Below are 15,629 nucleotides of genomic sequence, written 5' to 3'. Positions count from 1 at the left end.
CCCGGCACATCCAATGACCCGGCGCATCCTGGCCGCCCAGCTCGCGCTCACGACGGCGCTGCTTGTCGGCCTGTGCGTCCCGATGGGGCTCGACGCCACCCGTCACGACCGGGCGCTGTTCGGCCTGCGGCTCACGGCCGCGATGCAGGCCTACTGCGCCGAGGTGAAGTGGCGGCGACTGTCCGCCGGCGCGGCCCCGCTGCCCGCCGCCGTACGCGACAGTACGGCCGTGCCACCGGACGAGCTCCGGCTGTTCGACCCGAACGGTACGCCCGTGGCCGACACCGGTGACGACATCCCGATCATGGGCTGGGATCTGGATCGGGCCCGCCGGGAGAACGTGGTCATCAACCCGAACGCGGCCAATCGACACCGGATGATCCTTGTTGCTCCGGTGTCCAACGCGCAGGGTCTGGTCGGCATCCTGGCCGTCGCGCGCAGCGATGCCGGGCTGCGCGCCTCGATCATCCACCGGTGGACGATGATCGCCCTCGCGGGCGTCCTGGTCACGCTGGCCGCATTGGGGATCTCGATACTGCTGGCCCGCTGGGTGGGCCGGCCGCTGCGCCGGCTCGAGCAGGCAGCGACCGAACTCGGTGCCGGTGATCTCACGATCCGGGCCAGAGCCGTCGGTGGCCCGCCCGAGGCACGCAAACTTGCCACGACGTTCGACGCGATGGCGGGACGGCTCCAGTTGCTGGTCGACAGCCAGCGCCGGTTCCTCGCCGACGTCTCCCACCAGATCCGCACCCCGCTGACGGCGATGCGCCTGCGCCTGGAGCTGCTGCAACAGGACGTGGNCGCGGACACCACCGACGAGGTCGCGGGCACCCTGGTCGAGGTGCACCGGCTCTCCCGGATGGTCGACGGGCTGCTGGCGGTCTCCCGGGCCGAGCATGCGCCGATCCCGACCCAGCCGATCCCCCTCGCGGTCGTCGCCGAGGAACGATGCCTGATCTGGCGACNGGTCGCAGCCGCCGCCGGAGTGACGCTGACCTGCGACGTCGACGCGGACCAGGTCGTCCAGTGCACCCCGGGGCACCTGGAGCAGATCCTCGACAATCTCCTCAGCAACGCGCTGGAGGCCACCCCGTCCGGCGGCCGGGTCAGCGTCACGTCCGGGACGAACCCACCGGCCCAGCCACGCCCGGTGGGCGCCGGAGGCACCGCGGAGGCGGGCCTCGGGACGGGGAGCGCCGCGGACGAGTTGGACGAGATGAACGTCACCGGGCCGCAGAGCACCATGACGGCGGAAAGCATGACGGCGGAAAGCATGACGCGGCTCACGGTCGCCGACAGCGGACGCGGCATGAGCGCCGAGCAGCGGGCCGCCGCCTTCCGCCGGTTCAGCTCCAACCTCAGTGCCGACCAGCGAGAAGCCGACCAGCGAGGAGAGGTGCCCGGCCGGGCCGATCGGCGCGGGAACGGCCTCGGGCTCGCCATCGTGCATGCCCTGACGACCGCCGACGGCGGGACGGTCACTCTGGCCGAGGGTGACAACGGGGGTCTGTGCGTCGTCCTTGACCTGCCCCGGACACATCCAGACCGACGGCCGACGGCCGCCCGGCCGGCACCCGCGCAGAGATCCGTGGACGCGGCGGGCGGCACCCGCATCGCGGCCACGCCGGGTTCTGGGGGCACGGACGGCCCGGGCCCTCGGCGGACATCGGCCACCATCCACGAACTACTGGAAGTAGTGGATTACGTCACGACAGATTACGCCATGGCCGACGACAGGCCGTGACGACCGGACAACGGCTTCACCGGACTCCCGATTAACTAGATGATCTTTACTGGTTCTTTCCGAGCCGAGGAGCGGTCCGTAACCACAATGCGCCCCGGGCCAGTTATTTTCGAACTGAGCCACCAGGGATGGAGTTCCACTGATCATGGCAAAAAGTCCGGCACAGAAGATTCGTGAAGTCGCGACAACCGGCGTCGGCACGCTTCGCCGCGAAGGCGCAAAAAACGGCAAGGGATTGAAATCAGCCTATCTGGCCGATCCGATCCACAGCTATCTGACGGAGCACAGCTCACCTCCGGATCCGATCCTCGACGCGCTCTCCGCCGTGACGGCGACGCTCCCCGAGGCGGAGATGCAGGTACCGGCCGAGCAGGGGACGTTCCTGACCATCCTGACGGCCTCGATCGCCCCGCGCCGCGCGGTCGAGATCGGTACCTTCACCGGCTATTCCGCGCTGTGCATCGCACGGGGTCTGCCCCCCGGCGGCCGACTTCTCTGCCTGGACATCAGCGCGGAATGGACCTCGATCGCCCGCCAGTACTGGGCTCGGGCCGGTGTTTCCGATCACATCGACCTCGCCCTCGGACCGGCGGCGGACAGTCTCGGCATGCTCCCCGAAGAACCCACCTTCGACCTGGCGTTCATCGACGCGGACAAGACCTCGTATAGGAGGTATTACGAGCTTCTCTTTCCCCGGATGAACCCGAACGGGGTCATCATCGTNGATAATGTGCTGCAGTATGGGCACGTGGTGCGCTCCCACTCGGACAATCCTGCTGTCGTCGCCGTCAAACAGTTCAACGAGCTTCTCGCCGGCGACTCCCGGGTACAGGTTGTCATGCTGCCCATTGCGGACGGACTGACCATCGTCCGGAAACTGCCCTCGCCGCGGACACCCGTATAGGCTCCCCCGGCCGGGGGTCCGCGGTCGCCATGAGGAGACCGGCACCGGCCGGTGCCGGCCAGTGCCGGCGCGGTGTCACNCCCCCGGCCGCGCTCCCGCCGAGGTCTGACCTCGGCAGGCGGCACCCGTGGGACGCAGGTGCCGTCGGGACAATCTTCTACGAAGAGTAGAAGGCAAGATGGTCGGGTGACCGTCACCTCGACAGGCGCGCTCCCATGCACCTGACCCAGTCGACCGACCTGGCGCTGCGGGCGCTTATGCTCACGGCCACCCGGGAGGATCGCCTCACCGTCCGCGACCTCTCGAAAGCCCTCGATGTTCCGCTCACCCACATGGCGAAGATCGTGCAACGCCTCCAGCGGCTCGACCTCGTGGTCACCGTGCGCGGGCGCACCGGCGGGGNACTGCTCGCCCCAGGCGCGACGCAGGTCACCGTCGGGCACATCGTCCGTGCCCTCGAGGGCACGGACGAGTTCGTCTCCTGCGACGGTCCCCCGTGCCCGCTGCGATGCGCCTGCCGACTGCGCCCCCTCCTGCGACGAGCCCAGGAGAACTTCCTGGTCACGCTCGACGAGGTGACCCNCGCCGANCNCNCCGACGANCCCGCCGGTGAACTCCTGCGCTCCCTCGCGCCACCGGTCCGCTGACNCCCGNCCCCGCCCGCCACGAAACACCCTGGAACTATCCGGGGCTGGACGAGCAGACCCCCCCGTTCCGTCGGACCTGCGGGATAGAATCGCCTGGAACGCAGGCCGGTTACGGGAGGGATCCCCCCACAACGTCTCGGCGTCAGGCCGGCGCCTCGGACCCGNGGCCCGCCAGCACCGGCCCTTCCGCACATTCCCTCGGTTCGTTTTTCCCGCTACTGCTCCGCTTTATCGTGCTCCGCCCCGGCGAATACCCGAGGTCACCCTCGTCAGTTTCCGTAGGCGGCAATGAAGGGCGTGTCAGCCTTGATCTTGCCGAGTTTCGTGGCGCCACCCGGCTCGCCGAGCGGCGCGTCCCGACCGGGCAGGACGGCACTGAAGAACAGCGCCTCGCTTTCGATGAACTCCTTGTCCTTCGCGGGAACACGGTCGTCGCTGATGGCCGCGCCGACCGGGCAGGACACTGCGCAGGCGCCGCACTCCGTGCACTCATCCGGATTTATGTACATCTTACGGTCACCCTCGTAGATGCAATCGGCCGGGCACCCCTCCAGGCAGGAGCCGTCCTTGACATCGATACACGCGGCGGTGATGACAAATGGCATGAGAGCCCTCACTTCCGATCGACCATACCGGACCACATCCGGACGGCAGTCAATCTCATGGCTGGCCTCCGACTGCTTCTCGGCTGGTTTCGACCGAGNCGGATGGCCGTGCGGCGAACCCGAATTAATGGTATAGGTTCGCGGGGCGCCGGCAGGTCGTGCACCGTGAACGGCATGTAAANAAATTATCCACGAGGCAGGCCTCATGGATATCCCCGAAATCCACTCGAAGGAAAATCTCAAAGATATTTTTATCAATAACATTATCTTGACCCGAATCACGCTTGAATACCCGCCAACATTTCCCGGAGGACGCCATCACGGTACCGACCCGGCACGAGGCAGCAGGGTAGCGGGGTAGCGGGCTAGCGGGGTAGCCCCCGGGAAAAATCCGGACGCCGGTNCCCGCCGGCCGTACCCATCGGGCGTACCCACTGATCACACTCCGGGAAGGACGCTGATCATGCGACGTCACCGGCGTTCTCCAGACCCCGTCCGGGCGGGGATTCAAGATCCAGACGGAGGTTCGAGGGCCCGAGGGGCAGCCGCTCGTTGCAGGTGGGACGGAATTTCCATCCGGACGATCTCGCCGTAGGCGAGGAATCTCATGAGCACGAAGAACCAGTGCGCCGGCCACACCTGCAGTCGGACGGGGGGTTGGCCGGCAAGCATGATGACCATGCTGTCGCCGTCCACGCCGGACGCCCGCAGGTACGGGTAGCCGATATCGATCCAGCCGGTCGTGAGCGCCAGCGCGAGGCGCCAGTTCGTCAGAAAAAGATGCCCCTGGCAGACAGGGCGCCACTGGACCGCGGCGAGCGCCTCGGCGCGCCTGCGCTGGCTGCCGTTGTACAGGGCGCTGCCGAGCAGGGACGCACCGAGCAGAAGGGGACTACCGAAGGCGACGAACCACCCCTGGTTGTAGGTGACGTTCTGGCCGATGTACTGCCAGACGCGGACGGGTGCCTGGGCCAGCACGGCCTCACCCGCACCCAGCGCGATCTGCACGGGTTGTGCCCGCGGACGCCATCCGCGCGTGAGCGCCTCACCGAGTTCCGCACCGGCCAGCCAACTCTCCTCGTACGAGGTGCGCGGTCCCGGCCGCATCGGACGATGTCGGGGCAAGGTCACCAATCCCACGTCGCGCGATCGCTGTCAGCCTTGATTGTCCATCATTGCCGTTCATCAGCGGATTCCCAGCGGTCTACCTCGAGGAACAGGCAGAGATGATTCTTGATCCGTTGAGTGTGCCATGCTGATCGCCGCGATCTCGGCCGGGCGCGAACAGGCCGGGTCACCTGGTGGAACGGGTGATTGTCACAGTTGTGCCACAGCCGCCGAGACGATGCCGATCGTCAACACCGTGCTGTAATGCCCTCATGGCGACATTCGGTGCGGTGCGGCGGCACCGGGAGCGGCACAGCACGAACCGTTCGGGCTGGCTGCGCGCGGCCGTCCTCGGCGCGAACGACGGCCTGGTCTCCACCTCCAGTCTCATCGTCGGCGTCGCCGCGAGCGGCGCCTCCACCGGCGCGGTCCTGACCGCCGGGATCGCGGGTCTGACCGCGGGGGCGATGTCGATGGCGGCCGGGGAGTATGTGTCGGTGAGCTCCCAGGCCGACGTGGAACGCGCGGACCGGGCCAAGGAGAGCGCGGAGCTGGCGGCCGACCCGGTGGCCGAGCTTGCCGAGCTGGTCGGCATCTACGAGCGGCGCGGCCTTCCGCGCGACCTCGCCACGCAGGTCGCCGTGACACTGACCGAGCGGGGTGCGCTGGAGGCGCACCTGCGCGACGAACTCGGCCAGAGTGAGGCCACCCGGGCGCGCCCGGTCCAGGCCGCCGTCGCGTCGGCGGGCAGCTTCACGGCCGGCGGGCTGGTGCCGTTCCTCGGGATGTCGGCCCCGGCGGGGGCGGGCCGCCTGATGCTCGTCGTCGTGGTTACGGTGATCGGTCTCGCCGTCGCGGGCATACTCGCCGCGCGGGCCGCCGGTATGGCGCTGCTGCGTCCGACCCTGCGCGTCGTGCTGGGCGGCGCCGCGGCCATGCTGGTCACCGCGCTGGTCGGTCTGATCACCGATGCGGCCGGCGGCTGACCGACCGCCGGGACATACCTTGCCCACCACCGATCCACCGCTGGTCCGCGGGCTCATACCGTTCCTCGGTGGACGCGGGGGCGAACCATGGACCGTCGGCACCGGCGCCGCCGGGTCTGGTAGGCGGCTACATCCGGTGTTCGACGATCACGTCGGCGGTCATCGCCAGCGCGCCAGGGCTGCGCGGGCTGCGCACCACCACGAGGGCGAACAGGGCGTCGAGCACCGACAGGTGCACGATCCGGCTGGTCATCGCCTCGATGCGATACGCCGTCTCCCGACTGCCCACCACCACCGCGTGCCGCACCAGCTCGGTCAACGGTGACCGGGCAAAGCTCGTGATCGCGGCGGTATGCGCCCCGGCGTCCACGGCCGCCCGCATCGCCGCCAGTGTCTCCGCCGTCGAGCCGGTGTGGCTGACCGCAACGCACAGATCACCCGCCGCCAGCATCCGGGCGGTGACGTGCTGCACATGCGCATCCCCGGCGAACCGCGCATCGACCCCGACCGTGGTCAGCCGGTAGGCGGCATCCATCGCCAGCGGCGCCGACGTCCCCACCGCCACGAACAACGTCCGCGGCGCGGCGACGACCAGGTCGGCGATCGCCGCCAGCACGCCACCGTCGATCCCCCGCGCCGCCTCGGTCAGCGCACTCGCCGCCCCGCCGAGCACCTTCCCGGCAATCTCATCCGGGCCGTCGGCCGCGGACACCTCGTCCACCAGCTGCCGCTCCACCGGCAGCGTCTCCCGGATCAGCGCCAGCTTGAGTTCCTGATAGCCCCGAAGCCCCAGGCTCTGGCAGAACCGCACCACCGTCGCCGGCGAGCTTCCCGACACCTGCGCCAGCTCGCTCACCGACTGGTGGATCATCGCAACCGGGTCCGCGAGGACCTGCCGCGCCACCCGCTGCTCCGCCGACGACAACGACGCCGACAAAGCCCGAATGCGCTCCAACACGGCGGGCGCGGCAGCGTCGCCCTCGACCCTCACAGTCACGTCACTAGTCACGACACGTCACGCTAAGCGCGTAGGCGCAACGGTCAGATACCCAAAGGTAAACCAAGAATGAATCTTCTACAGTAGAAGAGATCATGAAAATCCGTTTCAGTTAACCCGGTCGCTCCCGGCCAGGATGAGGGGCCCCGAGCTCGTCCGACCCTCAGCGCATGATCCCAGTATGGCCGAGGGAGTAGCGACCGGGTTGCGGCCAGACCGCGAGACCGTGCGGCTCACGGCCGACGGGGATCCGAGCCAGCAGCCGGCCGGCCTTCGGCNNCNNNCCTCCGGGCCCGCCGGTGTCGAACACGTACACGACGTTGCTGCGGCGGCCGGACAGCCACAGCCGCGAGCCGTTGGCATCGACGTTGCCCATGTCCGGGGTTCCCCCACCGGGGATCGGCCAGGTGGCCACGACGGTCCGGGTGGCGAAGGAGATGACCGAGACCGAGCCCTGGTCGCCGGAGTGCGGGAACGGCGGTTTNATGGNGNCCATGTGGCCACCCCNGNTGGCGACGTACAGGAATCGGCCGTCGCGGCTCGGGTACAGGCCGTGGGTCTCCGGCCCGGTCCGGACGAAACCGACCCTGGTGAAGCGATCCCCGTCAACGAGGTGGACACCGTCGGCGTTCATGTCCGCCACGTACCAGATCCGGCCGGCCGGATCGATCTTGATGTCCTGTGGAGCGGCGTCCCGGCCGAGGTCCAGATATCCGATGACCCGCTGACGCGGGATGTCGATCTTGACGAGTCGTCCGGCGAACTCGCAGGTGGCGATCGCATAGGAGCCGTCGACGGAGAAGTCGACGTGGTTGACGCCCGCGCAGGCCGTGCCCACGTCCAGGCTGTGCCGTAGGGCGAACGTGTGCGGATCACGGAAGTCGATGTGGTGGTTCGCCTCGGCGATGACCATCGCGTTGGCCCCGTCGGGGGTGAAGTACAGGTTGTACGGGTCCGCGACCGGTACCGCGGGCCCGGCGGGCCGACCGGTCCGCGGATCGATCGGTGACAGGCTGTTGCCGCGGTTGTTGTTCACCCACAGGGTCCGCAGGTCCCAGGAGGNGACCACATGCTGAGGCTCGCGGCCGGCGGCGTAGGTGTCCACGACCCGCAGCGTGCGCTGGTCGATGACCGTGACGGTGCCGTCGCGCAGGTTCGGGACGTACACGAGAGGCGGATCGTCGCGGACCACCGGGCTCAGCATCCCGGCACGCGCGTGCGCGTACACGTCCACGACGCCGCCATCGCCACGGGGCAGGGCAGAGTCGGCTCCCCGGCCCGGCGCGGGAACGGAACCCGGCGGGCGGGCGGCACCGGCCCCCGTAGCCTGGTCGCTCCTGACCCGGATCAGCCACACCACCAGCAGTGCGACCACCAGGGCCGCCAACCCGGCNAACATGATCAGACCACGCCGCCGGGACCTGGTCCCCGGCTGGCGGCGCTGCGCTGTCGACCCCTCCGGCATGCGGCCAGAGTAGAAGGCCTGAGCGGGCGAAGCCACGATCGACGGCGCGGCCGTCCAGCTCGACCCACCAGGACTCCGCGGTACGCGGCACGCTCACACTCATCTGGCGGTGGGGGTACGCAGTGCGGGCAGGTCCCGGAGCTGGCGACGGGACGTGATGCCGAGCTTGCGGAAGATATTGCGCAGGTGGGCGTCGACGGTGCGGGGGCTGATGAACAGCCGTGCCGCGACCTCCTTTGACGTGGCGCCGTCCGCGACCAGGCGGGCGATGTGGGTCTCCTGCGCGGTGAGGTCGTCGGTGTTGCCCGACGTGCGGCCGCGCACGTCGGCGCCGGCCGCACGCAGCTCGGCGGCGGCGCGGTCGGTGAAGGCCGCCATGCCGATGTCGGCGAACCGGTCGNAGGCGGTACGAAGCTGCCGGCGGGCGTCGCGTCGCCTGCCCTGGCGGCGCAGCCACTCGCCGTAGAGCAGGTGCGCCCTGGCCAGATACGGGGCGAGCGGGCTCTTCTCGAGGTGACCTATGGCCGCGGCGAAGTCGTCCTCGTCGCCGGTGACGAGTGCGCGGGTGTAGGCGCCGACGCCCAGCGCCCACGGTGTGCCGCTGCCCTCGGTGCGTTCGGTGAGCGATACCGAACCCGACCGGGCCACCTCGTGCTCGCCGCAGCGGACCGCGGCCTCGACCAGTTCCGGCAGGGCGATCGCGGCGACGAACAGGTCGCCGTGCCGGGTGGCCGCCTCGGCGGCGGCAAGTGCCGCCGGGTAGTCGGTGAGGCCGTTACTCAGGACGGCCGTGGCCCAGTCGGCGTTGGCGATCGTCTGCCCGGTGCCGCTCGCGGTCGCCTCGGCGGTGAAACTGTCGATCACCGCCCGCGCCTGTGCCTCCCGGCCACGCAAGGCGGCGAGGTGCAGCTGCGGATACGCCAGCGGCTCCACCCCGACCGCGTCCGCCACCGCCTCCTCCTCGGCGATCGCCGACGTGGCGGCGGCGAAGTCACCGGTGTGCACCGCGCCGGCCGCCGCCATGCCAAGACCGAGGCGGAGCGTGAGCGGCGACCCCGACTCTCGGGCGGAGGCCAGCACCCAGTCGGTGATCACGCCGTGTGCCTCGGCGTCCCAGAGCTCCACGGCGAGCATCCCGGCGAGCGCCGGTCGCCGTGTCCACTGTGGACGGGAGGCGAGGATCTCGCGGACCGGCCGCGCCGCCGCGTGGTGTCCTTCCGTCGCCAGCCGCAGCAGCGCGTCCAGGAGGTCCGGCGGGCCCGATGCCGGCGGCGCCGAGCGCGCTGCCTCGACGACCATGTCCATGACCCCGCTGGCCCGGCCGACGACCAGGGCCATCTCGACGGCGTCGAGAAAGCAGTCCCGCGACCACCGTGGGTCGGTCGCGGCGAGGCGCTGGGCCGCGCGCAGCATGAACGCCGGACCGTCGCCGTCGCGCCGGCGCACGAACGTGATCCGCCCGCGCATCAGCTCCACCCTGGCCAGCGCGACGGGGTCGGTCCCGTCCACCGTGACCGCGGTGAGCAGGCCGTCCGCCGCGTCGAGTGCACCGGAGTCGAGGTGGGCCTGCGCGGCCGCGAGTGTGCGTTCGGTGCGGCGCGCGGGGTCACGGGATAGGGCAGCGGCCCGCGCGAGGAACGCCGCGGCAGCCGCCACTCCCCCACGTGCCGCGGCACGGGTGGCGCAACGGTTCAGTTCCGCGGCGGTGTCCTCGTCGGGGCCGGCACCGGCCTGCGCGCGATGCCAGGCCCGCCGGTCGGGGTCCCGTTCCGGGTCCGTGACCTCGGTGAGCGCCTGGTGCGCGGCGTGGCGGTCCTCGACGGCGGCGGCCTGGTAGACCGCGGACCTGGCGAGCGGGTGGCAGAACCGCACGCGCGGGCCGAGCTCGACCAGCCCGGACGCCTCGGCGTGCGCGCCGGCCGCCGGGCCGACACCGAGTCGTTCGGCGGCGGCCCACAGCAGGCCGGGGTCACCGGTCGGGTCGGCGCTAGCCACGGTCAGCAGCAATCGCACGTCCTCGGGCAGGGGCACGAGACGATCCTGGAAACTGCGTTCGACCCTGCTGGGCACCGAGGACGCGTCGGGCAGGGCAAAGCCGCCGGCGCCGGGCAGTTCGAGTAGCGCGAGCGGGTTGCCCCTGGCCTCGGCGAGCACGCGGTCCCGCACGGTCTCGTCCAGCGTGGCGCGGGTGTCCACCAGCAGCCGGCGGGCGTCGTCGTCGGCCAGCCCGGTCACCTCGACGCTCGGTAGCTCGTCGAGTCCGTGCCGTGCGGCTAGCACCATCGCCACCGGTTCGGCCGAGATGCGCCGCGCGAGGAACGTCAGTATCCGTGTCGATGCGTCGTCGAGCCAGTGGGCCTCGTCGACGAGGCACAGCACCGGTTCCGACCCCGCCGCGGTGACCAGCAGTTCCAGGGCCGCCATGCCGATGCGGAACATCTCTGGTGTGCCGTCGGCGAGGCCGAACGCTGCCTCCAGTGCCGCGCGGTGTGGCGGGGGNAGNGNCGCGAGGNCGCCCNGGGCCGGGNCGCACAGCTGGTGCAGCGCGGCGAACGGGAGCTCGGTCTCAAACTGGGATCCGGTCGCCTCGATGACCCGCATCCCCTGCGCCGAGCGCCGCAGGTGGTCGAGCAGAGCGCTCTTGCCGATGCCGGCCTCGCCGCGGAGCACCAGCACCCCGCCCTCGCCGTTCTTGGCGCCCGCGACCAGCACCTCGAGCCTGCGGCGTTCCTCGCCCCTGCCGACGAACGTCCGGACCGGTGTCCCCACAACGGGAACAGTATGCGCGCCGATGTAGGTGGTTTTCACCGACGCGGGCGGTGCCGGACCAGTGCGAGCCTCGTGTCGAGCCACTACCCGACTCGACGGCGGGAGTCCCGGTGTCCATGACCACGGGCCACCTGTGCGAGTCCCCGACGCGCGCCGCTCGGGCGACCGTGCTCGCGGCGGCATCGAGGTCTCCGGCGTCGCCGGAGCCTTCACCTGGACCGGGATCGCGGCCCTCGCGGGCGCGATCGCCGCGGCACTGCTGATCCGTTCACCCCATCTAGGAAAGGACGACACCCGATGATCTACCACACGGTCCGCATGACCCTTCGCCCCGACGCCCCGGCAGACAAGGTGGAAGAAGCGGTCGAGAGCTTGCGCAACCAAGGTCGTGTCATCCCGTCGGTGACCTCGTTCGTGGTCGGCCGCGACGTCGGCGGCGAGTTCGCGTGGGGCGCGACCTATGTCATCGAGGACCTCGACGGATACTGGGAGTACCTCAAGCACCCCGCCCACCGGCATACCGACGAGATCGGGCTCCCGTTGGTCGACACGTTCGTGTCGTTCGACGTCACCGACCACAAGGACCCGGAGATCGCCGAGAAGATCGCCGCCCTGCACAAGCGTCGCTACGAGGAGGACCCCGCCCTCGCGAAGCTGGTATCCGGTCTTGCCTCCTACACCGGCAGCAGCGCTCCCGGCACGCACGCCTACTGACCGCTCCGACGAATCGAGACACCGTGGCCCGCCGAGCCCCTGACGTCCAACACCGAACCTATGGATGGTTCTCCCTTGTTCAGCTGGGATGTCAGTAACTGCCCACGTCGAGCAGTGCACCAAGCAGTTCCTCGGGCGTCTCGACCTGCGGCAGGTGGCCGGACCGGGGCAGCAGCGTGAACGTCGACAGTGGGATCGCGGCGGCATAGGCCCTGCCGTATTCCGGGTCAACGATGCCGTCACTTTCGCCCCACAGAACGTGGGCTGGGATGTCGAGACCACCCAGCCGCTCGGCCAGCGTCGGGTCCGACATGACCGGGCCCGTGTACCCGACCAGCGCTCGCACATCCGGGCTCGGCCCGGCATCGCCGGTACCCGGCGAAGCAGGCATCTTGCTCGGGTCATGGAAGGAGAACGACCGGATCTCAGTAGGCGAGAGACCGCGGACATCGAGCATCGGATGGCCGTCGACGTCAATACCAATACCGTCGATGATCACCACGCCGCTGACCCGGGGGCTCTGCTGCAAGGCGATCTCGGCAGCGAGCCACCCACCGAAGGNGTTGCCGACGACGGTCACATCCGTGAGGTCGAGTTGCTCGATCATCGCTACATATATCCGGGCGAGCTCGATGACTCCCGTCAGCGCTTCGGCCTTCGGCGTACCGCCGAAGCCGGGGTGAGTGGGCAGCAGTACCCGGGAGTGGGTGCGCTCGGCGAGCAGATCGGCGAAGCCGGTCATGGTGACCGTGCCACCTCCACCGTGCAGGAGCAGAAACGGCCGGGTGCGGTCGCGGTCCTGGACGGTGATCTCGACCGCTCCCGCGGAGCCGACCTGGAGCGTGTGGGTGTGGGTGTGGGTGGGCCGGAGGGAGCCGGCCATGATCGGAGTACTCATGATTCCTCTCTTATTGACAGGAATATAAGCAACCTTATATCAGCTTCATGATACAAGCAACCTTACTCGACGCGCTAGGCTCAGGCCGTGAGATACCGCACCGCGGACGTCGCCTTGTCCGTCAAACGCCTGCAGTACCGCCATCACCGCGCGCTGAGCCGCGCGCTGGCACCATTGGGACTCTCACTCGCGCAGTGGGACACCCTGCGTCACCTGCACCGGCACCCGGACGCATCGCTGCACGACCTCGCAGTGCTGACGTTCCAAACCGACCAGTCCTTCGGCTCCCTGGCGGCCCGGATGGCCGCCCGCGGGCTGATCGAGCGGGTTCCGGGGCCGGGCCGTGCCGTGCGACACCGGCTCACCGAGGAGGGCGCGCGGCTGCGCGCGGCCGGCCAGGACGCCGTGGACGCCGTCTTCGATTCCTCGTTCCGCGCCCTGTCGGCCGACCAACTCGACCAGCTGGGCGCGCTCCTGGACGCGGCCCTCGGGCCCGACCCGACCGCGTAGTGGAAGGCCGGCCCAAGCCCTCTGGTGCCGCGCCGCCTGCCCGGCATGATCACGCGAGGCGCACATGGTCAGCCCGCGGCGAGCAGGTCGACGGCCGGTCGAGTCGGGACCGCCCGCTGCCGCTCCGCGGCGAGGAACGGCCCTTCGCCGCTCGGGTCCATCACGCCGGACTCGGCCCAGCTGAAGCGGCCCGCGAGCACCTCCTGCGCCGCCGTGTAGTTGCGGGCGTCGTCGTTGCGCCACAGCGCCGCGAAGGACGCCTCGACCCGGCGTCGCGCCTGCCGGCAGAACAGGTCGGCCAGGTCGGTCGCGGTCGGCTCGCCCTCCTCGTCGAGCATCCGGGCCCGCACGACCGCCGCGCTGATGGCGAACAGTTCGGCGCCGATGTCGACGAGACGCCCGAGGAACGCCTGCTTCTTCTCCAGCCCGCCCTGCCAGCGAGCCATCCCGTAGAAGGTCGACCGGGCGAGCTTGCGCGCCGAGCGCTCCACGAAGCGCAGGTGCGTGCTGAGCCGGCCGAATTCGAGGAACGAGCGCGGCGACGTCCCACTGCCGACGGCGAGGCCGGGCAGCCAGCGGCCGTAGAAGGCAGCCGCCCGTCCGGCGCTGCGGGCCTTCGCCGCGACCGGCGCGTCCGGGGAAATGATGTCGCCGGCCACCGCGAGGTGGGTGTCCACGGCCTCCCGCGCGATGAGCAACCGCATGATCTCGGTGGAGCCTTCGAAGATCCGATTGATGCGCAGATCGCGTAGCATCTGCTCGGCCGGTACCGGTCGTTCCCCCCGGTTGGCCAGGGACTGGGCGGTCTCGTACCCGCGGCCGCCGCGGATCTGGACCAGCTCATCGGCGATCAGCCAGGCCATCTCGCTGGCATACAGCTTGGCCAGGGCAGCCTCGATCCGGATGTCCCCGCGTCCCTCGTCGGCCATCAGGCCGGACAGCTCCAGCATCGCCTCCAGCCCGAACGTGGTGGCGGCCGTGAACGCGATCTTCTGGGCGATGGCGTCGTGCTGGCCGATGGGCCGGCCCCACTGGACGCGGTCCCGCGACCATTCCCGGGCGATGCGCAGCGCGTACTTGGCGCCGCCCACGCAGGTCGCCGGCAGGGCGAGGCGGCCGGTGTTCAGCGTCGTCAGGGCAATCTTGAGCCCATCGCCTTCCCGCCCGAGGCGGTCCGCGGCCGGGACCCGGACCCGCTCGAAGCTGGTCACCCCGTTCTCGATGCCGCGCAGACCCATGAACTCGTTGCGGTGCTCCACCTTCACGCCGGGTGCGTGGGCGTCGACGATGAAACACGTGATGCCNCCGCGATGACCGGCCGAGCGCGGGACGACCGCCATGACCACCAGCCGATCGGCGATCACACCGTTGGTGGTCCACAGCTTGCGGCCGCTCAGCTCGTAGGCGGCGCCGCCCTCGACCGGCACCGCCTGGCTGCTCATCCGGGCCGGGTCGCTGCCCACATCGGGCTCGGTCAGCAGGAACGCGCTGATCTCCTCGCGGGCCACCTTCGGCAGATACGTCCGCTTCTGCTCCTCGGTACCGAACCCCAGGACCGGCTCGGCCACGCCGATCGACTGGTGCGCCGAGAGCAGCGTGGGCAGGCTCGAATGCCACGAGCTGGACAGTTCAAGCGCCCTGTTGTAGTACACGGTGGTCAACCCGAGTCCGCCGTACTCCTCGGGGATCTTCATGCCGAGGGCGCCTATCCGCCGCAGCCCGTCGATCACCTGCTCGGGCAGCCGCCCGTCCCGCTCGATCTGCAACGGGTCCACCGTTTCCCGCAGGAACGACTCGAGCTGGGCCAGGAACGCCTCCCCCCGCCGCCGGTCGCCCTCCTTCGGCCGCGGGTGCGGGGAGATCAGATCGAGCCGGAGATGACCGAGGAAAAGCTCCTTGCCAAACGAGGGAAGCCGCCACTCGGCCTCCCGGGCCGCCTCGGCGACCCTGCGCGCTTCCCGTTCTCCCACCTGCGCCATGTCTCGCCTCCCCGTCCGTGAGCGGCATCCCGTCCGTCAGCGGTATGCAGTCCGTCAGCGGTATGCAGTCCCTGCCTACCCGTACTCCTACCCGCACCGCGCCCATCCGCACGAGCTGGGTGAGCCCCACCGAGCGGTGTAGATCGGGGCTGCTGGACCCCCATCCCCAACACGATCATCAGCCACCCAACGCTGAGCGGGTACGCGCGGATGATCCTGATCTGGCTTCTCTCCCACACACCCGAGTACTTGGCCACCGTCAACGCGGACGCTGTCGAGCGCGAGTTCCGGGGCTGGGGTCGGC

The 15,629-nt window shown here is 70.0% G+C and carries 14 protein-coding genes; 7 read left to right on the top strand and 7 right to left on the bottom strand.

The genetic code is table 11. The features are described 5' to 3' along the window. Positions 1–13 precede the first annotated feature (13 nt). From CED_RS09645 to CED_RS09635, 3 genes are all read left to right on the top strand, one after another. A complete protein-coding gene (locus CED_RS09645; RefSeq protein ID WP_035910011.1) occupies positions 14–1,744 on the top strand; it encodes a HAMP domain-containing sensor histidine kinase in 1,731 nt (576 codons plus the stop codon). Positions 1,745–1,889: 145 nt separating this feature from the next. Beyond that, positions 1,890–2,648, top strand: coding sequence for an O-methyltransferase (locus CED_RS09640; protein WP_011437416.1), 759 nt, complete (start codon positions 1,890–1,892; stop codon positions 2,646–2,648). Between the two features lie 215 nt (positions 2,649–2,863). Further along, positions 2,864–3,295 (top strand): Rrf2 family transcriptional regulator, encoded by a 432-nt coding sequence (locus CED_RS09635; protein ID WP_035909963.1) that lies wholly within the window; start codon positions 2,864–2,866, stop codon positions 3,293–3,295. 269 nt (positions 3,296–3,564) lie between these two features. Here the strand turns inward: CED_RS09635 and CED_RS09630 are convergent, their stop codons facing one another. Both CED_RS09630 and CED_RS09625 read right to left on the bottom strand, forming a co-directional pair. Continuing rightward, the gene (locus CED_RS09630) at positions 3,565–3,900 is read right to left on the bottom strand and encodes a ferredoxin family protein (RefSeq protein ID WP_011437418.1); all 336 of its coding nucleotides are present in this window, start codon (positions 3,898–3,900) and stop codon (positions 3,565–3,567) included. Between the two features lie 507 nt (positions 3,901–4,407). Further along, positions 4,408–5,031 carry a hypothetical protein gene (locus CED_RS09625; protein ID WP_235186995.1) on the bottom strand — a complete coding sequence of 208 codons (624 nt, stop codon included), beginning with the start codon at positions 5,029–5,031 and terminating at the stop codon, positions 4,408–4,410. Positions 5,032–5,279: 248 nt separating this feature from the next. Here CED_RS09625 and CED_RS09620 point away from each other — a divergent pair, with 248 nt between their 5' ends. Beyond that, positions 5,280–5,993, top strand: a complete 714-nt coding sequence (locus CED_RS09620) for a VIT family protein (RefSeq protein ID WP_023840787.1) — start codon at positions 5,280–5,282, stop codon at positions 5,991–5,993. 127 nt (positions 5,994–6,120) lie between these two features. Here the strand turns inward: CED_RS09620 and CED_RS09615 are convergent, their stop codons facing one another. From CED_RS09615 to CED_RS09605, 3 genes are all read right to left on the bottom strand, one after another. Next, the gene (locus tag CED_RS09615) at positions 6,121–6,990 is read right to left on the bottom strand and encodes a MurR/RpiR family transcriptional regulator (RefSeq protein ID WP_235186994.1); all 870 of its coding nucleotides are present in this window, start codon (positions 6,988–6,990) and stop codon (positions 6,121–6,123) included. Positions 6,991–7,153: 163 nt separating this feature from the next. After that, positions 7,154–8,455 (bottom strand): YncE family protein, encoded by a 1,302-nt coding sequence (locus CED_RS09610; protein ID WP_035909961.1) that lies wholly within the window; start codon positions 8,453–8,455, stop codon positions 7,154–7,156. A 99-nt stretch (positions 8,456–8,554) separates the two neighbouring features. Then, positions 8,555–11,407 (bottom strand): LuxR family transcriptional regulator, encoded by a 2,853-nt coding sequence (locus CED_RS09605; protein ID WP_084680755.1) that lies wholly within the window; start codon positions 11,405–11,407, stop codon positions 8,555–8,557. On the opposite strand from CED_RS09605, the gene CED_RS24690 reads away from it, so the two are divergent. Together CED_RS24690 and CED_RS09600 are read left to right on the top strand one after the other, a co-directional pair. Further along, entirely contained in the window at positions 11,358–11,525 is a 168-nt protein-coding gene (locus CED_RS24690; protein ID WP_162238922.1) for a hypothetical protein, read from the top strand. The two genes, CED_RS09605 and CED_RS24690, sit on opposite strands and share 50 nt — an antisense overlap. Further along, positions 11,522–11,938: a Dabb family protein gene (locus tag CED_RS09600; protein ID WP_011437424.1), complete on the top strand. Its 417-nt coding sequence runs from the start codon at positions 11,522–11,524 to the stop codon at positions 11,936–11,938. Before CED_RS24690 ends, CED_RS09600 begins: the two co-directional genes overlap by 4 nt. Before the next feature lie 91 nt (positions 11,939–12,029). Here CED_RS09600 and CED_RS09595 read toward each other — a convergent pair whose 3' ends face one another. Further along, the gene (locus CED_RS09595; protein ID WP_035909959.1) at positions 12,030–12,836 is read right to left on the bottom strand and encodes an alpha/beta fold hydrolase; all 807 of its coding nucleotides are present in this window, start codon (positions 12,834–12,836) and stop codon (positions 12,030–12,032) included. An 87-nt stretch (positions 12,837–12,923) separates the two neighbouring features. Here CED_RS09595 and CED_RS09590 point away from each other — a divergent pair, with 87 nt between their 5' ends. Then, positions 12,924–13,346 (top strand): MarR family winged helix-turn-helix transcriptional regulator, encoded by a 423-nt coding sequence (locus tag CED_RS09590; protein ID WP_011437426.1) that lies wholly within the window; start codon positions 12,924–12,926, stop codon positions 13,344–13,346. A gap of 68 nt (positions 13,347–13,414) precedes the next feature. Here CED_RS09590 and CED_RS09585 read toward each other — a convergent pair whose 3' ends face one another. Beyond that, positions 13,415–15,325, bottom strand: a complete 1,911-nt coding sequence (locus CED_RS09585; protein WP_011437427.1) for an acyl-CoA dehydrogenase family protein — start codon at positions 15,323–15,325, stop codon at positions 13,415–13,417. Positions 15,326–15,629: the final 304 nt, after the last annotated feature.

This window comes from Frankia sp. CeD, assembly GCF_000732115.1.
GTDB lineage: Bacteria > Actinomycetota > Actinomycetes > Frankiales > Frankiaceae > Frankia > Frankia casuarinae.
Note: the sequence above shows the minus strand (reverse complement) of the source record. Positions and strands in the feature narration are given on the sequence as shown.